Genomic DNA, 23,475 nt, shown 5'->3' with positions numbered 1-23,475 from the left:
GATATCGGTTCACGATCACCCGCGACCGCCGGCAACCGGTCCTGATGCGCCGTGACACACGCATGAACTCCGAACAACCATAAGGTCTAACCGGCGCAAACCCGATCCGCCTCGGCGAGGGTTCCCGTTGCCAGGCGCGCGTACATGAACATGTCGCGGCGTCGATTGCCGACCTTCTGCCACGATCTGAGGAGCCCTTCGCATTCGAAACCGGCTCTCTCCGCAGTGCGGATCGAAGCGCGGTTCCAAGGTTCCACATAGAGCTGGAGCCGTGGGATATGCAGCTCTTCCAGCGCCCAGGTAGCCATTGCCGCCAGAGCATGCGCGGCGACGCCATGGCCGCGGGCAGAGCGGACCACCCAGTAGCCGAGCGATGCGCGGCCTTCGTCGATGTCCTTCAACCACAGGCCGATACTTCCCAGCGGGGTGTTGTCTCGTCGCCGGACGATCACCATCGGGTATCCGGTTCGATCGGTCGCTCGTTGCCACTGGCACTCGACGAACCGCGTTGCGTCCTCGCGCGAGAAGGTCGCCGACACCGTGGTAATAGGAATCAGGTCGTCGGCAGAGGCTTTCTGAACAAGCTCAAGGTCTGCTGCAGACAACGACCACGGGCGGAGTTCCAAGTCTGCGGTGGCTCTCAGATGCGGTATTGGCAGCGGGTAGTCCATGGTCAGCCTCCCCACAATATGCACAGGATATCGACTCGGTGTCACCATTACCACTTCCATTTCCGAGTACCGCAGGCACACGCCGACCCCCCGCAATTCGATCGCCTCCGGCGGGCATCGGCCGGTTCACCGCGCAATAGAGGACCGAGCCGAGCCGGAAAGCTGGGCAGGCCGGCGACTACCGCCGCCCTCGACCACGCAGGCCGCGGGTTCCACATCTTCCCTCTGCATCCGGGCAGCAAAGTGCCCGCGATCAAACACTGGGAAGACGCCGCCACCCGCGACCTGGACCGGATCCAGCGGTGGTGGCGTCGGTGGCCCGCCGACAACATCGCTGTGGCCTGCGGGCCGTCAGGGCTGCATGTGCTCGACCTCGACACCAGTCACGACCAACCACCCCCGCCGCCGTGGGACCACGCCCGCGATGGCCGCGACGCGCTGGCCCAGCTCGCCGCCGAGGTCTTCTGCACTTGCCAGTTAGGGCACCTATCCATATATCTTGCTCGGGCAAAGCGTGCGAGTTCACGGAGAGTGAAGCTTCTTCAGCGGGAACCGAATCGAGTTCGCGCTGTGGCGCGATGAGACCAGTCGGGTTCCGTCGAACTACAGACTTCGACGAGGCTCGGGACCGCATCCGGTCAGTCGATGGGACAGGCGGTAGGGCCGCTCGGTGAGCGTGCGAGCAATCATCGAGTAGCAGATCACCCAGGTGCCGTGAGGGCTCGTCTGCCGCCCTGACACGATCCTTTAACGGCCTGGTGGGTAGCAGAATCCCTCCGGACCGGAAGCCCCAGAACTTATCTTCTACGTGCGCTTTCGCGCCAATTACCACGTGACTGATAAATCGGGTTTGCCCACCATAGTGATCGATCACCGTAAGCGGCGGGGGTCACACACCGAGGCGCACACGAACTGGGAGACCGATGTGAGATGTGCCGGGGGCACTTTCCCGTTCACAACACACCGACGCGCCGCAGGCGCATCGGTGGATTCAGGCTTAGGGATACTGCGCGCGGGGAGACCCGCCCTCGCTGTGTCGCGGGCGATTCGATGAGAGGAATTCCTTGAAGATGATGGGCGTGAATGTAGCGCGGACCGTGTTGGCTCTGGCGGTTGCGGCGATCCCCGCGTTGGCGGTCACACCGCAGGCGTCGGCAGCGGGTTCGTGCCCCGACTCCTATGTCTGCTGGATGGAGACATACGGCGGCGACATATGGTCGGGAACCCCAGTGCTGCCGCACGGCCAGTGCCAGAAGTTCGGTGAACGCGGGCCTTGGGCCGCGTTCGTGCAGAACAGGAACTACTACCCGGTGAAGTTCTACCCAACGACGCAGTGCACCGGCAACGGTTTCGTCGTGCATGGCAACAACGCCCACCTTGTGGAGCTGCCGTTCAGATCGGGCAGTTACAGCATGGTCTGATCGAATCCACTGCGCTGTTGTGACGGTGGCGTCGAACCTCTCGACCACCCACCGTCACAACAGCAACTTGAACTGTCGAGTTCGCGCTGTGGCGCGGCGAAACCCGTCGGGTTCCGCCGAATTGCAGACTTCGACGAGGCTCGGGAGCGCATCCGGTCAGTCGACGGGACAGGCGGGTAGCGACTTCGATGGGCCGCTCGGTGAGCGTGCGGGCGATCATCGAGTAGTCGACTGCGGTTCGGGAGCTGAGCCCGAACACGTGCGCCACGTGGAGCGGGTCGCCGTCGACCGACAGGGCTTCCTGGAGAACGCGATCCGCGCGGATCTGCTCGACTGGATGCCGAGCAGGTTGAGATGGCAGGTCAGGTGGTAATCGTCGACCGGCGCGGTGCCGAGCACGGAGACGCGGGAAACGATGACATGTCGATTCGAGGTGTACGGCCAACTCAGCTGGAGTATTAGAGGATGTCTCACGTCGTCGGCGGTAATCACCTCGCACCGCTACCCCGGCGAAGTCGGCAAACACCTGCACATCATCCGCATCCGCAGATCGAACTGAAGGAAGCCCCACTGTGGTGGCTTCGCCGATCGCCGACGATCAAACGCTGCCGCCGGTGGCGACCGCCCCTTCGGAGTCGGCCGCCGCGGTGATGGTGATGAACCGGCGCCCGAACCTCTCGTGAATGCCGCGGGAGCCTGCCTTACCGGCAGCGGAAGCTCAGCGCGTACACGAACCGGACGGCGAGCCCAGCGCAGGTGCGGTAGGGACGCCCGGGGTACTCGCCGATGGCGGTGCCGCGGTGACGCAGGTGACCGACGTCGGGCTCGTGGGGCGTGAGTCGTGGTGCGTACGATCGCTGATCACCCACCAGGCGATTGCGGCCACGACGAGGAGGACGACGATCCAGGTCGATCCGGGCCGGTCGCGGGTTCGTGGTTGCGAGGCGGGATTGATTCGACTGGTGGCCGGCCCGGACGGCGCGGGTGTCGCTGTGGGTGTGGCGTCGAGCGCGGCTCGCGCCGCCGTGGCCAGGTCCCCGGCCGTGCGATAACGGTCGTTCGGGTCCTTCGCCATTCCCCGCGCGATGACCGCGTCGTCCCTTTCGCGGCAATGCTCGCGGACTTCGCCGGAAATTATCCGGCACCACACCGAGTGCGGCATCAGGACGCTCTCCACCGATCTGGCTGCGCCGGTGATCGCCGGGCCGCAATGAGTTCGGCTGCCACGGAAGCTACGGCTTCGGACGAGCGCATTCTTGCCTGCCGACTGTCTCAGTCGTGTCGCGGCACGGAAGGCCACCGCATCGCTCCGTGACACCGACTACGGCGAGACCGGGCGGAAGCCGGCGCCGATTCCGCCGCGCCGGTCCAGGTCGGCGAGGATGTCGGTGATAGCGGTGCCGGCGCCCCACATCCACTGGTTGCCGACCAGGGTGTCGCCGGCCACCATGGGCGCTCCGGAATCACCGGGTATCTCCGAAATCGTGTTCACCAGGTAAGGGCCGGTGGTGGTCAGGGTGGTGCCACAGGACCGGTCGCTCGCCGCACCCTGCTTGCACACCGATGTCCCCGCGGGGGGCGGTGATCCGACTCCTCGGATGGTGGTCTTCCCGACGGTCGCCACCGGTTCGACGATCGACTTGTCGAAGACGATGACCGCGTAGTCGAGTCCTGGTCCGTTGGGGCCGGGCACGATCGGGTTGCCGCCGCTGATGTACTCGACCATCCCGAGCACGTCGATCGCCGCTCCGGGCGTGAACACCGCCGACTCGAGCAGCACCCGGTCGCCGGGCCACTGCTTGTCGCCGTCGTACACGCAATGTGCGTTGGTCAGGCCAACCAGATTGCCCGCCGCGTCGTAGCCGATCGTTGTGAGCGTGCAGATATAGACCAACGCGTGGTCGGTCAGCGGCCCGCCGCGCAGGAAGGCCAAGCCAGTGCCGCCGCCTACCGGCATCCGGCCTCGCGGCATGTCACTGTCCGCTGCCGCGACTGTCGTATCGATGAGGGTGAGCAGGAGGGCGACAAGTACGGCCATCAGACTGTTTCGGCTCATCTCGCCTCCGGACAGGGTGGATGGTAAGGCAGCCGGGGCAGATGCGCCGCCCACACCTCGCGGGTGAGCACATCGCGGGTGATATCGCAGATCCGTTGCCGCGTTTCGTTTTCGTCCAGGTCCCAGATACTCATGACACCGCTGCCGACGCCGATCAGCCGATCGGCCGCCACATCGAGGTTGAGATTCCAGGTGGTGCGGCTCGGCATGGTGATGCTCCGCCCGATGGGCTGCGGGTGGGCGCGGTCACGGAAATCCCACAGCCGCACCGTGGAATCCGCGCTGGATGTCGCCATCAGCGTGGCGTCTGCGTTGAAATCGACGGATTGAATATTGAAGGCGTGCGCGATGATCGGATCGCCGAGCGGCCGTGCCAGTCCCGGGGAACTGATATCCCAGACGCGCAGCGTATTCGCGGCCAGCGTGACCATGGTGCGCCCATCGGGTGTGAGGACCGACGCGTAGAACGGCCGGGCGGGATCGCTCGGAATCCGCTGGATCTCACGGGCTTCGCCGTTGCGGGTCAGATCCCAGAACTTGATCATGTACTCCAGTTCCCCCTTCGCGTTCTCGTCGGGCGCGAGCGTCACCAGTAGGTGCCCGGCAATATTCACATAGCACGGCGACCCACTGATTGGGTCTGTACCGAACTTGGTGGGCGGGATGGTCACGACCGGATGAGCCGGATCCGACAGATCCCACAGCCGCACGTGTAACGCCGGCAGGACTTCCACCAGGATCCGGCCATTGAACCCGACGCCGATGGCGTCGGGGAACTGGTACAGCGGCCGGATGTGCACGGGGTCGCTGATATCCAACAGTTGTAGCCCGGCGTTCGGGCCCGCGGTAGCGACCGTCAGACGGCCGTCGAGGCTGAGTGCGGGAGTCGGGATGAAGCCATCAGCGCTCGGCCCGGGGCCGAGATCGGCGAGCGGGCGGACCGATCTCCGGTCGCGGATGTCCCACAGTTCGAGCCGGCCGTTCACCACGCTCGTCACCATGGTGCCGACCGCACTGATCGCCGCCCTATTGGCGAACCAGCCGATCCGGCCCCCGATCACCGCGGGCGGCAGCGACCACAGCCGCAGGCCGCCCTGCGCGCCGACGGCGACGGTGTGCCCGTCAGCGGCGAAAGCCAACGTGTTCGGGCTGTCGCGACAGGGCTGAAACACGTTGGCCTCCTGGCACGGCGGCGACGGTGCGGCCAGAGGTTCCCCCAATCGGGTCGGGTGGGCCCGGTCGACCACAGTCCAGAGGGTGACATTGTCGCGCCCCCCCACGGCGAGGATGTTTCCCTCCGGATCGAACGCGAGCGAGCGCAACTCGGATTTGGTGTCCACCACGAGCGGGCTGCCGAACTGCGCAGGCCTGTCCGGAACGGCTATGTCCCACATCGTCACAGTGGCATCGGCGGTACCGGTGGCCATCAACGCGTTGTCACCGCCGCCGACCGCGAGCGTCGTGCCGTCCCGGCTGAGGGCCATGGCCTGAATCCCCGGGCCCGGCACCGTGATCGGCGCCCCCAGCGGCCCGGGAGCTGGCCCCAGTGACCAGATCTGCACGGTGTGGGAGCCTGCGACAGCCAGCCGGCCCGACGGCGCGAACGCCATCGAGGCGACCGGATCGGTGGTCGTCAACGGACGGCCGGATTGTACCGGCGCTGCGGGATTGCCGAGGTTCCACAACGTCACGCTCGTGCCGTCGGTCGCAGCCAGGGTCCGCCCGTCTGGGCCGAACACGAAGTCGGTGACCTTTCCGGCGGCCTGCGACGGCCGCGGATCCGGATGCGCTGGATCCGATACGTTCCACAGCCGGATCCCGGTACCGCAGGCCGCCCCGAGTAGCGTGCCGTCCGGACTGAAAGCCGTTGCAGTCGCTGGCTTTCCACAGTCCAGCGGCGCTCCTGAGGACACCGGGTGGGCGATATCGGCGACATTCCACAGCCGCACCGCGCCATCTTCACCCGCCGAGGCCAGCATGTGTCCGTCCGGCCGGTACGCCACCTGGTGCACCGCTCCGGTATGCCCGCGCAGGGGTGCGGCCAGCGGCAGGTTCTGTATGCGCAGCAGGCGAGACCGAATATCCGGGTCACCCGGACGCATCCGGTCGGCGACCAGTTCCAGCTGGGCGGACAGAGACGGATCCGTGCTCCGCACACTGTCTGCCTCCGCCAATATCGCAACCAGGTCGGCGTTCTCGTGCTCCTGTTCCGAAAGTCTGGTCTGGGTATAGGCGGCGATGCCGAGCACCAGCACGACAACGCCCACCAGGGCCAGCCCGACGCGCGTCGCGACGGCCAGCCGCCGACCGCGCCTGCGAGCCGCCTGCGCGGCCGTCAGGAACTCACCGACAGCGCCCGTAGGCGTTCCGGCCGCCTTCTCCGCGGCGGCAAGCCGCGCCGGCTGATACAGCAGTGTGGGATCTCGCTGGGCCGCAACCCATTCAGCGGCGTCCAACTCGACCCGCTGCCGCACCAGGAGGTCGACGCGGCCCTCGTCTATCCAGGCGCGCAGGCGAGGCCAGGCGTCCAGCACGATCTCGTGCGTGAAGCAGACGATCTCTTGGGCTGCTCCGCTCTCGCCATCTGCGGCGCCGACGGAATCCGCAGTGATGAGTCGCGCGTCGATCAGGCGGGTCAAGGCGGTCTGTGCGGCGTTGGGATCGACCGTCCGCGTGAGCAATTCCGTGCGCGGGACGCGCCGCCTGGTGTCGCGGCCGTCCGAGCCGACGGTGACCAACCCCATGAGCAGTTCCTTGGCCGCGGTCTGCTCGGCGGCGGTCAGGCCACGCCACGCCTCCTCGGCGGTGGCCGTTACCGATCCGGCCACGCCGCCTGCCTTCCGGTAACCGGCCACGGTGAGCCGGGCACCCGCCCGGTGCCTCCAGGTGGCGGCCATGACATGGGAGAACAGCGGAAGACCGCCCGGATCGTAGCTGCGCCGGTGGTGGCCGCCAGCCAGCCCGCACAACTCGGTCACGACCAGTTCGGCCAGGCCGGGCTCGAGATTCAGGCTGGCCGCGCGTGCCGGTCCCGTGATGGCCTCGGTGAGTTCCTCCACCCGCATGGGCCCGAGTGCGTAGCAGCGGGTGTTGAGCGCGTCCGCCAGCACCGGATAGGTGAGGCAGTGCGGGACGAAGTCGGCCCGCACCGCGAGAATGACCACGGTGCGGGTGGTTTCGTGTGCCGCGGCGAGTTTCGCGAGACGGCTCGAGAAGTCCTCCCGCTCAGATTCATCGAGGCAGACGGTGAAGGTCTCCTCGAATTGATCGACCACCACGAGATCCGGGCGCTCCGCCGCGTTCGCGTCGGATGGGCTGAGCAGTTCGGCCAGCGTCTTCGCTGGTCTCGTACCGGGAGTCATGGTGACAACCGTCCATTCCCGGTCCGCGCAGAGTGTGGGGATGACACCGGCGTGCAGCAGAGAGGATTTTCCGGACCCGGAGGCGCCCAGCACGACAATCATGCCTGCGGCCGGGCCGACCACCCGATCCACCAATTCCGCGGTAGCCTCGACCCTTCCGAAGAACCGTTCGCGATCCTCGGGTCCGTAGGCGGCCAGACCCGGAAAGGGGCAGATGGCCTCGGACTGGGGGTCCCAGGCCTGCGCGGCCCGCCAGATCGCGCGCCATGCGGTCAGTTTGACCAGCTCGGGCGCTGGCGTGTGCCCAGTCCGGGCGGCCTTCTCGATCAGCGTCAGCAGCACAGGCACCAGCGAATCGAACTCGGCCGGAATCGCTTTTCCGCTGCGCCAGTCGCTGATTCGCTGTAACGTGACCGGGTTCCCGCCGGCCGCCGCCACCCGCGCGGACGCCGCGTTCGCCACCGAACGCAAGGTCGGTTTTCCTGCGGCATCGAACAGTGCTGCCAATCTCTCGGCGAACACCCGCCGCGGCGAAGGACTCCCACGGCGCCCGGAGGTCGCGCCCACAGCACTCGACACAACCCCATGATCTCGCGAAAACGGCATTCCGCCAAACGGTTTCGTGACCGACGGTGGTGGAAGAAACTACGAGCGATCCAGCACACCGACAACTTGCGGTAGTTGTGTCTGAACCCGCATATCGGCGATAGGAAGCCAAACGTGCACCTCGTCGGAGAATCCCAGAATGGCCAGGCGTAGCTCGGCAGCGATCATCGGCTGTGCTAGCAAAGCCTCGCACAGCGATACCAGGAAACAACCGCACCAGCACCCGAGAATCAGCACGCACTTGCCCGCCCCGTTCGGGCCGAGGATGCTGAGCACCTCGCCCGGTGCTGCCGCGAATCGACGCCCCCCGCAAGGCCTTTACGGCGCCGAACGACTTCTCGATTCCTTCGACGAGGACTCCTTCTTCGGAACCCCTCGTTTTCCTCCCAGATATTCCGCGTCGAGCACGCGCGCGATGATGGGCAGCGCACGTGGTCCGGTCAGCTCGAGGTGCGTGACCTCGATGTCGTGGTTGGTGATATCGCCGGTCACATAGGGCCGCCAGCCACCGGGGCCGAAGATGTCGGAGGCATCGACGGTTGCGCTGAAATACACGATGTCGCCGTCGAATACCGGGCGCTGGTAGCCGGTTCTGGTCTGCGCCGATGCGTTGAACGATCCGGCCATCCGCTCGATTGTGTCTGCGTCGATGAGCGAAACACCACCCAGCCGTTCGCGAATCAGCTCAGCGGCGGCTTCAGCGGTGGCCTCAGCCGGCACGTCGTCGATACCGAAGACCGAGCCGAAGGCGTTGACGAAGCCGCCCGCGGTGAGCCGCTCGATACTGTCGCCATCGATATCGGTGGTATCGGCGTCGAGTAGTGCGACGACACCGACGGTGTCACCGGCCTGCTGCAGTTTGGTCGCGATCGCGTGTGCGATGAGCCCACCGAACGACCAACCGAGCAGGTGGTACGGCCCGGTCGGCTGTACCGCGCGCATCTCGCGGATGTACCGGTCGGCGAACTCCTCGATCGAACGCATCGGTGGTTCGTGGCCACCGAGATCCGGTGCTTGCAGTCCGTAGATCGGTCGTCCCGGCTGCAGCGCGTCCGCGAATCCCAGGTAGGTCCAGGAGATTCCGGACGACGGGTGGATGCAGAACAACGCGGGTTCGGTGCCGCCGAGCCGGATCGGCAACAGCACGTCCAGTCCGAGTCCCGTTGGAGCGGTAGCGATCTCGGCCTCAGCTAATTGTGCGGCGATGGTGGCGGCCTCCTCGTCGGCGGCGGCCTGCGCGGCCGGAGTGCGGGCGAATTCCGCGGCGGCACCGAGCGCCTCGACCCAGAGGTCGGCCAGCTCGGTCACATCGTCGTGGTGCAGCAGTGTCTCAGAGAAGCCGAAACTTGCTTCCAGCCGGTCACCGACGACCACCGCGTTCACATCGATCGCGGACTGCAGTGGCACGTCCGGGCTTTCGGCCGCGTTGAGTTCGCCGAACTCGTCGGTCGGTAGCCAGCCGAGGCCCTCCAGCCCAGCCGGGCCGGCGCCGGCCGAGTACCGGCCGAGGTAATTGAAGCTGATTCGACCGGGCAGCCGTCGCGGAAGTTGCACTGCCGTATCGGGATTGAGATAGCGCAGCAGACCGAACCCGATGCCCTTGTCCGGCACCGCGAGCAGTTGATGTTTCACCGCACGGATCGCCGTACCCATGGCCGGGCCAGCGGCGAGCGCATCGTCGACATCGATTCCATCGAGATTCAATCGCACCGGATAGATGCTGGTGAACCAGCCCAGCGTCCTGGAAAGGTCGGCGCCGGGGACAACTTCCTCTTGTCTGCCATGGCCTTCCAGCCGCACCAGCGCGGTCGCCTCGGCGATACTCCGGCGTGCCCGCCAGCGCACCAGCGCGAGCGCCAGCGTGGTGAGCAAGGCGTCGTTGACGCCGCCCTGGAAGAGGCCAGGGAGCGTGGTGAGCAGTGTGTTGGTGACTTCCGCGGATACCTGGCGGTCGATCATGCGCAACGTGTGTGCCTGATCGATCGCCGGGTCCAGCTCACGGGCACCGATCAGCGGATCCGGGCCCTCGAGCACGCCCTGCCAGTATTCGAGTTCGGAAACCCGCCGATCCGTGCGGGATTCCTCGGCGAGCGCGTACGCCCACCGTCGCATCGAGGTGCCCGTCTCCGCGAGCACCGGGCTGTTGCCGACGGACACCTGTGCCCAGGCGGCGACCAGATCCGGTACCAGGACGCGCCACGAGACGCCGTCGATCACCAGGTGGTGCGCGAGTACGATCAGCCGACCCGGCCGCGCTCTGGCTCCAGCATCGCCGATCGGGTCGAGCCAGATAAACTGCAGCACAACTCCGTTCGCCGGGTCCAGCCGGTTCGCCGCGGAATCCAAGACGGTCACCGCGAACTCACGCAGGTCGACGGAGTCAGCGGCCGCGTCGAATTCGATTCGATGCAGCAGCGTGTCTACCTCGACGGAGCCCGGTTCGCTTACCAGCAGCCGCCATTCGCCGTCCTCGGCTTGCGTCAGCCGGGCACGCAGAATGTCGTGTCGGTCGAGGACGGCCGCCAGGGTCGCCACGATTCGGCCCCGGTCGATGCCCAGCGGAAGTTCCAACACCGCGGTCTGGGCGAATCGGTTGTAGTTGCCGCCGCGCTCGAGCATGTAGTGCACGATCGGCGGTATCGGCATATCGCCGGTGCCACCGCCGGGCAGTTCATCGAGCGTCGCCACGGTGCCCGCGGCATCGGTCGCCGCGGCCAACGCGGCAACGGTGCGGTGCTCGAAAACCTGCAGCGGCGTGCAATTGAGGCCCTGCTGTTTGGCCCGCGACACCAGCTGGATCGCCAGGATGCTGTCACCACCGAGCGCGAAGAACGAATCATCGGCGCCGACCTTGTCGATACCGAGCAGCTCGGCGAAGATCTGCGCGAATGCCTCCTCGGTCGGGGTCGCCGGCGCCCGGTACTCGGTGCGATCGGTGGTGAATTCCGGCGCGGGCAGGGCCTTGCGGTCGAGTTTGCCGACGGCGTTGAGCGGGATCGAGTCCAGGACGACGAAGGCGGCCGGAACCATATACGCGGGCAAGGTGTCTGCCGCGACGGCACGCACTTGCGCGAGGTCGAGGTCGACGCCGGGGGCGCGCACCAGATATGCCGCCAGCGCGGTCGATCCGGCGGGGCCGGGTACGCCCAGCGTCACCGCGAAATCGACGCCCTCGGCGCGACCGAGCACGGCGTCGATCTCGCCGAGCTCGATGCGCTGTCCGCGCACCTTGACCTGAAAATCGGTGCGGCCGAGGTACTCCAGCTCCAGCCCCGACGCCGTTCGGGTCCAGCGGACCAGATCGCCGGTGCGGTACATGGAATCGCCCGGTCCGCCGAAGGGATTCGCAATGAAGCGGGCGGCGGTCAAGCTCGGCCGGGCGTGATAACCGCGGGCCAGCGCGGGCCCGGCGAGGTAGAGTTCGCCCGCGACGCCGACGGGCACCGGACGCAACCGATCGTCGAGCACCAGGACGGATGCGCCGCGGACGGGCTTGCCGATAGCGACCGGCTCGCCGACGACAAGTGGCGTGGAACCCGTCGCCCAGATGGTGAATTCGGTCGGACCGTACAGGTTGATCATCGTCCGATCCGCGGCCCACCGGTCGACGAGTTCGGCGCCGACGGCCTCGCCCGCCACCGCCAGCACCCGCACGCTCGACACCTCGGCGGGATCGATGGTGGCCAGCGCCGACGGGGTGATCACCATGTGGGTGACTTGTTCGGCGTCGATCAACTCGGCCAGCGCGCTGCCGCCGAACACCTCGGGCGGTGCGACCACCGAGGCGCCGCCGGATCCGAACGCCATCAGCGCCTCGAATACCGACGCGTCGAAACTCGGCGAGGCCACCTGCAATACCCGCGACGTCGCGTCCATCCCGAGCAACTCGCGTTGGGCCGCTATGAGATCGGCGATGCCGCGGTGGGAAACGGTGACGCCCTTGGGCGTTCCGGTCGACCCGGAGGTGTAGATCATCCATGCCGGACTGTCCGGCCGGATCGGGCTCGGCAGTTCCTGGTCGCGCAGTCCTCGACCGCCCGCGTGACCCCAGCGTTCGACGAAGGTGAGGTCGTCGAGGACCAGCCAGTGCGTGCTGTCCGGCAGTGTCGGGCGATAAGCGCCGATGGTGAGGCCAACGCGGGCACCGGAATCGGTGAGCATGTGATCGATGCGGTCCACTGGATGCTTCGGGTCGACAGGCAGGAAGGCCGCCCCGATCTTCGCGGCAGCCCACATCCCGGTGAGCAGTTCGGCGGACCGGGGCAGGCCGAGCGCAACCACCGTTTCCACGCCGGCGCCCACCTCGAGCAGCAGCCGTGCCAGTCGGTTGGCGTGCATATCGAGTTCTCGGTAGGTCGTGGTCTTTCCATCGACGACCAGCGCGGGATGCTCCGGATACCGCGCGACAGAGTCGGCGAGGAGTTGCGGAAGCGTTGTCGTGCCGGTGGTTTCGGGACCGCGCACCGGAACCAGCGCCGCGCGCTCGGCATCGTCGAGGATGTCGATATCAGCCAGGCACACATCCGACTGCGCCAGGACCGTCGTGAGTACCCGCCGCCACCGGGTCGCAAACGACGCGACCGTCGCCACGTCGAAGAGGTCCTTCGCGTAGGTCAGCACACCGTCCAGTCCGGCCGGTCCGGTGTCGGTGAAACGTTCACGCAGGTCCAGCATCAGATCGAATTGCGATGCGTCACGGTCGAAGTCCTCTATTTCGAAGCGCAATCCGGGCAGCTCCAAGACCGGCTCGGCGAAGTTCTGCAGCGTCAGCGACACCTGGAACAGCGGGTGATGCGCGGTGGACCGGCTCGGGTTCAGCACCTGGACCAGCCGCTCGAAGGGGACATCGGAGTTGGCGAACGCGTCCAGATCCGCCGACCGCACCGCAGTGAGAAACTCGGCGAATGCAACGCCCGGGTCGACCGGGGTGCGCAGCGCGAGCGTATTGACGAACATGCCGACGAGTTCGTCGAGCGCCTCCTCGCCGCGGCCCGCGATCGGGGTGCCGATGACGACATCGTCGGTGCCTGCGAGCCGGGCCAGCAGCACCGCGAGCGCGGCGTGCACCACCATGAACAGGCTGACATTGTGTGCGGCAGCGAATTCGATCAGGGCCCGGTGCATTTCGGCTTCGAAATGGAATTCGAACTCGGTGCTGCGCATTGTCTGTACGGCCGGGCGTGGCCGGTCGGCCGGCAATTCCAGCACGTCCGGCGCACCGTTGAGTGAGTCTGTCCAAAAGCGAATCTGCTGTGCGGCGATCGATTCCGGATCGGATTCGCTGCCGAGCAGTTCCCGGTGCCAGAGCGCGAAGTCGGCGTACTGGACGGCGAGCGGGACACGGGTGGTGTCGGCGCCGGTGGCGCGCTCGGAGTACGCGGCAACCAGATCGGCGGCGAGCGGCGCCATCGACGTGCCGTCGGCGCTGATGTGATGCACCACCAGCACCACGATATGAACCGGAGCGGAACCGTCGAGCCGCAACAGCCCGACACGCAGCGGCGGTTCCGTCGCGAGGTCGAATCCCGTGCCGGCCAGCTCATTGATCCGATCCCGCAGCGGCGCACCGTCTTCGGTGTCGATCAGCGGCATCGGCGGCGCGGCCGCCGCGGTGCCGATCACCACCTGACGTGGCCCCTCCGCATCCACCGGATAGAGGGTGCGCAGACTTTCGTGTCGATCGATGACATCGGCCAACGCCAGCCGCATGGCGTCGACATCGAGGTCGCCGGTGAGCCGGAGCGCGACGGCGATGTTGTACGCCGGCGAGGTCGGATCCATCCGGTTTAACACCCACATCCGTTGTTGCGCGGGAGACAACGGAACTCGGTCCGGCCGGATCCGCCGGGCGAGCGCGAAGCGTCCCGGCTTGTCGTCGGTGGCCGGGACGACGCGCGCGGACAGCTGTGCGACGGTAGGCGCGTCGAACAGGTCGCGCAGCGCGATGGTCGAACCCAGGGCCGAATTGACCCGGGCGACAACCTTTGTGGCGCTGAGCGAATTGCCCCCGAGTTCGAAGAACGATTGATCGACACTCACCCGCGCAGTGCCGAGCACCTCGGCGAATACCGCGGCGACGGCTTGCTCGACGGCCGTGCGCGGGGCGAGATACGGCCGCCCGGTATCCGAGAAGTCCGGGATCGGAAGGGCTTTGCGGTCCAGCTTGCCGACCGGGGTGAGCGGGATGGAGTCCAATACGATGAGGTAGCCGGGCACCATGTACCCGGGTAGCTCCGCGGCCACCTGCGCACGCAGCCGTTCGGTATCGAGTCGCACGCCCTCGGGGGGCAGGACATAGGACACCAGCACCGTCGCGCCCGCCGGTCCGGCGCGGCCGATCGTGACCGCGTATTCGACCTCCACGTCCCGGGACAACACCGCGTCGATCTCACCGAGTTCGATCCGCAGTCCGCGAATCTTGACCTGGAAGTCGCTGCGGCCCAGGTACTCCAGCTCATATCCGGAGTCGTGCCCGAGGACCCAGCGCACCATGTCCCCGGTCCGGTACATCCGCTCACCGGGTTCGCCGTGCGGGTTGGCGACGAAACGCCCCGCGGTCATCTCGAACCGGTTGAAGTAGCCACGTGCGAGCGCGGGACCCGCCAGGTACAGCTCACCCGGCACGCCCACCGGTACCGCGCGCAGCCAGCTGTCGAGCACCATATTCGCGGCGCCGCGAATCGGCCCGCCCATCGTGATCGGTTCGCCCGCGACGAGTTCGCCGGGCCCGGTCGCCCAGATGCTGAATTCCGTCGGACCGTAGAGATTCACCATCCGGCGCCCCGCCGACCAACGCTCGATCAACTCCGGTGTCGCGGCCTCACCCGCGACCGAGAGCACGCGCAGGTGCTCGAGGTCCGTCGAATCCATGGTGGCCAGCGCGGACGGTGTGATCACGGCGTGCGTGACCCGTTCCGTGCGCAACAGCCGCTCCAATTCGGTGCCGCCGTAGACGTCGGGCGGTGAGACGATAAGCCTGCCGCCCATCCCATGCGCCGTCAGTAGTTCGAACACCGAGGCGTCGAAGCTCGGCGAGGCCACCTGCAAGGTCCGTGCGGTGTGGTCGAGCGCGAGGGTCTCCTGCTGGCAGGTGACCAGATTCGCCACACCACGATGGCTGAGCAGTACGGCCTTCGGCTTGCCGGTGGAGCCCGAGGTGTAGATCAAATAGGCGGTCTGGTCGATATCTATCGGTCCGCCGCGGTCCTCATCGGTAATGGGGGCATCGGAGACCATCATGACCCGGCGAATGGTGTTCAGGTCGTCGAGCAGCAGCCAGTCGATACTGCCGGGCAGCGTCTCACCGGTCGCGGTGACCGTCACCCCGATCGGCGCCTTCGAATCGCTGAGCATGTGCTCGATGCGTTCGACCGGATAGTTGGGATCCAGCGGCGCGAAGGCCGCACCCGTCTTGGCCAGCGCCCACAGCGCCACGACGGACTCGAGCGACCGGGTGAGGGCCAGGATGACGAAGATCTCACGGCCGACACCGCGGCCGAGTAATACCCGGGCGAAGCGGTTGGACCAGGCGTCCAGTTCGCCGTAGGACATGTTGAGTTCGCCCGCGCTGACTGCGATGGCGTCCCTGTCGATAGCCGCACCAGCGGCGAGGATTTCGGGCAGAGTGCGCAGTGGCACCGATGCGGGTCCGCGGACCGGAAGTAGCGCGGCGCGTTCGGTGTCGTCGCAGTACTGCAGCTGCGAAACCTGGGCGTTCGGGGTCTCGGCGAGCTGCGTGAGCAGTCTGACGAAGCGATTCAGGAAGAGTTGTGCCGCAGCAGTTTCCAGCTGGTCTGCCATGAACTTCAGGGTGATTCGCAGCGTGTCCTGTCCGTCACTACCGCGCAGCGGAATGACGATGAGGCTCAACGGATATGGCGTGGTGTCGGCGGTGTCGACGTCGAGTACCCGCATGCCCGCGATGTCGAGTGCTTGCGACAACGCTTCGCGGTCGATCGGGAACGACTCGAATACGGTGAGTGTGTCGAACAATTCGGCGAGGCCGATGGCCTGATGGATGGCGGCCAGCCCGACGTGCTGATGGTCCATCAGCCGTGCCTGCTCGGACTGTACGCGGGCGAGCAGGTCGGTCACCTTCTCGGTGGGATCGAGTTGTACGCGCACCGGCAGCGTATTGATGAACAGCCCGATCATCGATTCGACACCGGCCAGCTCCGGCGGCCGGCCCGAGACCGTGCCGCCGAAGACCACATCGGTGCGGCCGGTGAGCATGGCCAGCAGCATCGCCCAGCCCGCCTGCACCATGGTGTTGACCGTCGCGCCGGATTCGCGGGCGGCCGTCTCCAATCGGGTGACCGTATCGCGGGACAGGTCGACGGAGATCGTGCCGGTCTCGGTCGATTCGATATCGGCCAGGGTCGGTATCGCCCGGGTCGCGGTATCGATGCCGGCCAGGGATCGCCGCCACGCCGCTATCGACGCGGCGTCATCCTGTTCACCCAGCCAGCCCAGGAATCGGCGATAGGAGTGCACCGGTGGGAGCGCGCTGTCGTCGCCCGAAGTGACGTACAGGGCCAGCAATTCGCGCACCAGCAGCGGCCCGGACCAGCCGTCCAGGACGATGTGGTGGTTGGTGAGCACGAAACGGTATTCGTCGGGCGTAATCCGGATCAGCGTGCAGCGCAGCAGCGGGGGACGGGCGAGCTCGAAGCGTGTACGCGCGTCGAGCGCGAGCATGCGGTCGAGTTCGCGCCCGCGTGCCTCCGTGTCGGCGATGCCAGTCAGATCGACTTCCTGCCAAGGGATTTCGATGTCGCCGAGAACGAGCTGGCGGGGACCGTCGTCGGTCTCCACGAACGCGACCCGCAGGTTCTCCTGCCGTGCCACCAATGTCTGTGCCGCGGTGCGCAATCGGGCGGCATCGACGGTACCTGCCAGCGTGAGCAGTGACTGCACCGTGTAACCGTCCGCGGTGTCGGAGTCGTACACCGCGTGGAAGAACATGCCGTATTGCAGCGGCGACAGCGGCCAGACGTCGGTGAGGTTCGGGTAGGTCCGCTCCCAGTTGTCGATCTGGGGCTGGGTCACCGGGACGAGGTCGAAGTCGGACGGCGTGTGGCCGCCCGCCTCCGCCGACCGAATATGGTCGGCGATTGCGCCCAATGCGTCCGCCCAGAGTGCGGCGAGCTCGCCGATGTCGGCGGCACCGAGCAGCCGGGAAGCATAGCCCCAGCTCACCTCCAGGCCGGTGTCGGTCAGGGTGGCGTCGATGTCGACGACAGCGGCCAGCGGCGCGAGATCATCAATGAGTGCCGAGAAGCTCTGTGTCGGAAAGGTTTCGCCGTGCACCGACGTCGTCCGGTCGTGATAGGTAAAGGTGATCTGCGGGGTGGGCGCGTCGGCGAGCGCGACGATGCCCTCGGCGTTCAGATAACGCAGGATGCCGAAGCCGACCCCCTGGTCCTGCAACGCCCGCAACTGCTCTTTCGTGGTCTTGATCGCGGTGCCTGCCGCGGTGCCGCCGGCGAACGCGTCGTCGAGGTCGATGCCGTCGAGGTCGAGGGCCGCCGGATACGTGCTCGCGAACCGGCCTACAGTGCGTGCGATATCAGCGCCGGGCAGGGTCGCGACCGCGCGGCCGTTGCCGGTCAATGTCAGCATCGTGGATTTCCGGTCGCGCCAACGGCTTACCGCCATGGCGAGCCCAGCGATCAGCACATCGTGGCCGCTGCAATGGAATCGATCCGGTGTCGTGGTGAGTACGGCCGCCACCACGTCCGGCGGGATGACGGTCCGCAAGCTCGCGGCGGTCGACACGATGTCCTCGGCTGGATCGAGCGTGCCGGAGCCGATCGGCGCGTTCGGTGTGGACAGGATCTGTTGCCAGACAGTCAGTTCAGTACCACGTTCGGCCGCGTTTTCGAGCTGGCCGTGCGCCCAGCGCCGGAACGAGGTTCCGACCGGTTCGAGCGGATCGCCCGCGGCCGAGGTAGCCAGATCCGTGAGCAGGATGTGGCAGGAGGCGTCATCGATCACCAACTGGTGCAGCACAAGCCAGCACAGTGGATCGGCGTCCACCCGTTCGATCAGTACGAAGCGCGCGACGACACCGTTCTCCGGGTCGAGCAGGTCGCGGGCGCGCCGCAGTTCCTGTGCACAGATCGCGTCCACATCTTCGGAACCTGCCGACACCGCGTGCAGCAGGGTATCGGCCTTGACCGAACCATGTTCGGCGACAACCCATTCCCAGCCGGGCTCCGCGCGTCGCAGCGAGGAGCGCAGCAGATCGTGGTGATCGATCAATGCCTGCACAGCAGCGCCGAGCCGAGCCCGCTCGAAGCCCGTGGGCAGCGCGATCAACGCCGCACGGCCGAGCCGACGCCAGGTATCGCCCTGGTCCAATATCGCGTGCGCCGCGGGCGTCAACTCTACGGAACCGATACCGCCACCCGGCAGTTCGTGCACCACGTGGGTCTTCACCTCGGTGGCGACCGCCGCCAGCGCGGCAACGGTCTTGCGCTCGAACACATCCCGCGCGCTGATGCGAATCCCGGCGGCCTTCGCCCTGGCCACCAACTGGATGGAGACGATGCTGTCGCCGCCGAGCGCGAAGAAGCTCTCGTCGACGCCGACCGCATCCAGTCCGAGCACCTCGGCGAACAATGCGGCAAGCGCCGCTTCGCGCGGCGTAGACGGCAGCCTGCTCAGAATGGTTCTGACGCTGAAATCCGGTGCGGGCAATGCCCTTCGATCCACCTTGCCGAGGGGCGTCAGCGGGATGCTGTCCAGCATCATGACGACGGCGGGCACCATATAGGCCGGAAGTGTTTCCCCGGCAGCCGCCTTGAGTGCCTCCGGGTGCACCTCGGCCCCCGGCTTGGGCAGTACGTACGACACCAGCGCAGTGACACCGGTACCGGTTTCGGCGCCGATGGTGAGTGCGAAGTCGACGTCCAGGTGTCGTTGCAGGGCGGCGTCGATTTCGCCGAGCTCGATACGGAAGCCGCGCACCTTCACCTGGAAGTCGCTGCGGCCCTGGTACTCCAGCTCATTGCTCGCGGTCCAGCACACGAGATCCCCGGTGCGGTACATCCTCGCACCAGGCGCATACGGGTTCGCGACGAATCGACTTGCGGTCAGCCCGTTGCGCTGGTGATACCCGCGCGCTACCCCGGTGCCCGCGAGGTACAGCTCACCGACGGCGCCCGTGGCGACCGGGCGCAGCCAGGGGTCGAGCACGACGGCGCTGACGCCGCGGACGAGGCTGCCGATCGTGACCGGACCACCAGGGGTCATGGGACCGCTCAAGGTCACGGTGACGGTGGTTTCGGTGGGCCCGTAGCCGTTCAGCAGGGTCCGATCGGACCATTTCGCCACCAGCTCGGGCGGGCACGCGTCACCGCCGACGACGATCGTGCGCAGGTCCGGCAGCGTTGCCGGGTCGAGCGAGCCGACGACTATCGGCGTCACATTGAGATGGGTGACCTGCTGTGCGCGCAGGACCGCTGCCAGCTCCTCGCCCGCATACGCCGCCGGTGGCACCACAGCGAGCGTCGCACCCGCCGCGAGCGTGACGAGAATTTCCTCGACGGAGATGTCGAAGCTCGGCGAGACAGCGTGTGCCACAATGGAATCGGCATCGACACCGAACCCGCTGCCGGAACTCGCGACCAGGTTCGCCAGTCCTCGATGCGACACCAGCACACCCTTGGGCAGACCCGTCGACCCAGAGGTGTAGATGATGTACGCGATTTGGTCCAGGTATATGGGTGAGCGCCGGTCGGCATCGGTGACCGGCGCCGCCTCCTGCGCGGCTATCGTCCCGCCGATCGTCTCGTCGTCGATGAGCAGCCAGTTCACCCACTCCGGCAACGACTTTCGGGCCTCGGACACGGTCACGCCGATGACGACACCGCTGTCGCCCACCATGTGCTCGATCCGGTCGGCGGGATAGGTCGGGTCGATCGGCACGAATGCCGCACCTGTTTTCGCCACCGCGAGCATTGCCAGCACGGACTCGGCCGAGCGCGGGATCGAAATCGCCACGGTCCGTTCCGGTCCGGCGCCCGCGGCGATCAGTACCCTGGCGAGCCGATTCGAATATTCGTCGAGCTCGCGGTATGTGCGGCCGGTATCGCCCCACTGCAGTGCCATGGCGCCCGGGTTGATTGCCGCACCGGCGCTGAGGATTTCGGGAAGTGTGCGTGGGACTACGCCCGCCGGTCCCTGCGCCGGTACCAGCTGGATGCGTTCGTCCTCGGATACGACCTGCACGGTGGAGAGCGGCGCATCCGGTCCGGCGGCGAGGAAACGGTGCAGGAACAAGAGGAATCGGGTGTGGTGCGCTGCCAATTCGGCGTTGCTGTAGAGGTTTCCGTTGCCCTGCAGATCGATATGGGTGCTCTCACCGCCCACGCCGGGATACAGGTTGACGAACAGATCATCGATCAGCCCGGAGGTCAGCACGTGCAGTCGGCCGGTGACCGAGCCGAGCTGAATCCTGGTGTCCACCATCATCAAGTTCACGGCCGGACCGAACGATGCGGCCTCATCCATCGCCCAGCCGAGATCGCGGACGATATCCTCCTGCCGGTAGCGCTGCCGCCGCAGCGCACCAGTCAGTTCACTCTGTGCGGCCCGGATCACGTCACCGACCGTGGTGGTCGGATCCAGTGCAAGGCGGAGCGGGACGACATTGGCGACCATGCCGCCGGAGCGGCGTAGCGACGCCGTCGTGCGCGCCGAGACAGGCAGGCTCAGGATCACCTCGGAAGCACCGGTCATCGCGGCGAGATAAGCGCCGAAGGCGGCGACTATGGTCGGCGCGGCACCCGAGTCGGCCGCCTTCGCCACCGAGTCGAGCAATTCGGCCGTCGCCGCGGGCAGCGCGCCCGAAACACGGTTCGGATGCGCGTCGACATCGGCCTCGCGACCCGCGAGATTGACCGGGTCGGCCATCCCGGCGAGATGGCCGCGCCAATATTCGCGGTCGGCTTCGAAGCGGTCCGAGCTGCGGTAGGCCAGATCGGCGTCGACAATCTTCTGCAATGGTTCGGCCTTGCCGGCGGGCGCCTCCCGACCCTCGACGGCCGCGTTGTAGAGCTCGCCGGTGCGTTGCACCAGGGCTAGCGCGCCCATGCCGTCCAGCACGATGTGGTGCATGCGCGAGTACCAGAACCAGCGATCATCGGCGAGTTGCAGCATGGTCACCGCGACCAGCCGGTCTCGCAAGAGATCCAGCGGCGCCGAATACTCCGCGCGCATCCAGGCGTGCGCGGCAGCCTCTGGGTCGGATTTGCCGCGGAAATCGATGGTGACCAGGTCATCGTCGAGCGTCGTGTCGACGAACTGGAACGGCTGACCGTCGACGTCGAGCAGACGGAGGTAGCCGGTGCCGAATTCGCGCCCGGTCCGGCGGGCGGCGTCGGCCAATGTATCGAGATCGAGCGGGCCGATCAGTTCGACATATTGCGCGATCGAGATGGGAGTGTCGCCCGCGATGTGCTGGGCGAACCAGATACCGCGCTGGGCGGCCGAGAGCGGGAACGCGCCATCGGGCGCGGTGCTACCGGTGACAGCGTATGGCGCGGATTGCTCATGCATAAGCAGACCTGCGTTCTGACGAATCGGCGCTGGGTTCGGCGTGCATCCGACCGTCGGTGTAGCTACCGGTTGGGGTAGTACTCGCCGCTGCACACACGCGACGGCAACTTCAGTCTGAACCGTTGCCGAGCGCGCCGAAAGGGTATTGACAAACACTGGCGATGGCGACTGCTTGCCGTCGCTCGAAATGAGGCGCTGACGGGCGCTTGCAGGTCGCTCGAAATGGGGCGTAGCGACTGCTGAGCCGTTGCGGCAGCTGGGTCACCAGCCGATAGAACTCGTTGGAGACGCCGGTGTAGATCGCGGTCGACGCCGCATGCGCGTGCCCGACCTGCTCCTGCATTATCTTGAACTTCTGGCTGTTCGAGCCTCTGAACAGCTGGTTTGCGTCGGCGACAATGTCGTCGTCGTAGTCGGTGGAGGCAGGATGCTGGGCCACTCGACAGGGGCCGATCGTTATCGAGCCGGAATGATTCGGGCGGGACGAGCGGAGGTGTTAGCTGGGAGATCGACGGTGTCAATTACCCGCCATATCTGCCTCCTACGGTTCGAACGCCAGCAGCGGTTTGCCCCCGTGTTCGGGAGCTTCGGCCAAATAGACGGCTTCGCTGAACTTTTCGACGGGGATCGGCTGGCCCTCCGGCACGCACAACGTGCCGCTGTCGGCGAGCTGAACTGTCCGGTCGATCGCGGCAGCCATCCGATCCTTCGGGGTCTCGGTGAACCAGCGGAACAGCCAAAACCCCCGAACGGTCTTTGTTTCGTAGATCAGTGAACGCGCGAAGATCGGGATGGTGAGTTTGTCGGGATCGGTTTGGCGGTGCGTGGACAGCGCACCGTAGACGACCAGCTCACCGTGCGGTGCCAGCGCACGCGACACGTCCGCACCCACCTGACCGCTGACACAGTCGATCGCCTTGGACACACCGTCGTGGCCTGCGATGTCGGCCACCCGTTCGCGCAGGTCTTCATCCTCCGTGCAGATCACCGCGGTGCCCCCCAGCGCGAGGATGTCCTCGACAGCGGATCGACGGCGGACCACGTTGAGGGTCTTGAAGCCGACGTGCGCCCCGAGTTGGATGACCGACTGGCCCACGGTTGAACCGGCCGCGGTCTGCAGGAGCCATTCACCCTGTCGAACATCGAGCTCATCACCGGTCAAGATCACGGCAGTGAGAGGATTGGCGAGAATCTGGGCGGCCGTGGAGTCACTCATGCCGGCGGGAACAGGCAAGACCCGCCCGGCATCAGCGACAACATATTCCTGCCACGTACCCGTGACTCCGATCGTAATGACACGTTGCCCGACGGTCAGACCGTCTGTGCCGCTACCGAGTTCGTCGATCACACCGACGGATTCGATTCCGGGTACGGTCGGGAACTCCGGGGTGAATCCGTATCTCCCGCGGATGGTATGCAGATCGCTGGCATGGACAGGTACAGCTTTCACTCGGATCCGGACCGGGCCGGGACCGGGCTCCGGAAGCGGGCGGGTCTGCAGGCGCAGGACCTCGGACGGTTCGCCCAACTTGTCGGCGACGACAGACCGCATCGTTCGCATCTTCATGACGCTCCTTCGGTCGGATCCCAGATCTCATCGGCCTGCTCGACCCAGTTCTTCACGCAGCTCTGCGAGATCCCGAAATCCTTCGCGATCTGCGTCAACGGGAGCTCGCCCTTGCGGGCGACCGCGACCACCCACCGCCACACAGATCGAACAACTTGTCAACGAACATCGAGCACACGCCGTCGTCCGGTCGAACACCCGTGACGGGCACGCCGCCGTCAGCAGCTTC

Annotated in this window: 9 protein-coding genes and 1 pseudogene; 3 read left to right on the top strand and 7 right to left on the bottom strand. The window is 66.6% G+C overall.

What is annotated here, in order from left to right:
• Window positions 1-86: 86 nt before the first annotated feature.
• Window positions 87-671, bottom strand: coding sequence for a GNAT family N-acetyltransferase (locus tag OHQ90_RS20395; protein WP_328399782.1), 585 nt, complete (start codon window positions 669-671; stop codon window positions 87-89).
• On the opposite strand from OHQ90_RS20395, the gene OHQ90_RS39465 reads away from it, so the two are divergent.
• The 3 genes from OHQ90_RS39465 (at window position 645) to OHQ90_RS20385 (ending at window position 2,465) form a co-directional block, all read left to right on the top strand.
• Window positions 645-1,253 (top strand): bifunctional DNA primase/polymerase, encoded by a 609-nt coding sequence (locus OHQ90_RS39465; protein WP_442941146.1) that lies wholly within the window; start codon window positions 645-647, stop codon window positions 1,251-1,253. The genes OHQ90_RS20395 and OHQ90_RS39465 overlap by 27 nt on opposite strands.
• 497 nt (window positions 1,254-1,750) lie before the next feature.
• Entirely contained in the window at window positions 1,751-2,092 is a 342-nt protein-coding gene (locus tag OHQ90_RS20390) for a hypothetical protein (protein ID WP_328399780.1), read from the top strand.
• An 88-nt stretch (window positions 2,093-2,180) separates the two neighbouring features.
• Entirely contained in the window at window positions 2,181-2,465 is a 285-nt protein-coding gene (locus tag OHQ90_RS20385) for a hypothetical protein (protein WP_328399778.1), read from the top strand.
• 948 nt (window positions 2,466-3,413) lie between these two features.
• Here OHQ90_RS20385 and OHQ90_RS20380 read toward each other — a convergent pair.
• From OHQ90_RS20380 to OHQ90_RS20355, 6 genes and pseudogenes are all read right to left on the bottom strand, one after another.
• Window positions 3,414-4,148, bottom strand: coding sequence for a hypothetical protein (locus OHQ90_RS20380; protein ID WP_328399776.1), 735 nt, complete (start codon window positions 4,146-4,148; stop codon window positions 3,414-3,416).
• Complete coding sequence (locus OHQ90_RS20375) at window positions 4,145-8,089, bottom strand: nSTAND1 domain-containing NTPase (protein ID WP_328399774.1); 3,945 nt, start codon at window positions 8,087-8,089, stop codon at window positions 4,145-4,147. The genes OHQ90_RS20380 and OHQ90_RS20375 overlap by 4 nt, the downstream gene beginning before the upstream one ends.
• Window positions 8,090-8,434: 345 nt before the next feature.
• Window positions 8,435-21,679, bottom strand: a complete 13,245-nt coding sequence (locus tag OHQ90_RS20370; RefSeq protein ID WP_328399772.1) for a non-ribosomal peptide synthetase — start codon at window positions 21,677-21,679, stop codon at window positions 8,435-8,437.
• Window positions 21,680-21,788: 109 nt separating this feature from the next.
• The gene (locus OHQ90_RS20365) at window positions 21,789-22,118 is read right to left on the bottom strand and encodes a hypothetical protein (RefSeq protein WP_328399769.1); all 330 of its coding nucleotides are present in this window, start codon (window positions 22,116-22,118) and stop codon (window positions 21,789-21,791) included.
• A 102-nt stretch (window positions 22,119-22,220) separates the two neighbouring features.
• Window positions 22,221-23,246 (bottom strand): zinc-dependent alcohol dehydrogenase family protein, encoded by a 1,026-nt coding sequence (locus OHQ90_RS20360; protein ID WP_328399767.1) that lies wholly within the window; start codon window positions 23,244-23,246, stop codon window positions 22,221-22,223.
• A gap of 29 nt (window positions 23,247-23,275) precedes the next feature.
• Window positions 23,276-23,389 (bottom strand): annotated as a pseudogene (locus OHQ90_RS20355) (helix-turn-helix domain-containing protein); the annotation flags it as partial.
• Window positions 23,390-23,475 lie beyond the last annotated feature (86 nt).

Origin of the sequence: Nocardia sp. NBC_00403 (genome assembly GCF_036046055.1) — a bacterium.
Lineage (GTDB): Bacteria > Actinomycetota > Actinomycetes > Mycobacteriales > Mycobacteriaceae > Nocardia.
This window is presented reverse-complemented; position numbering and strand designations above follow the sequence as displayed.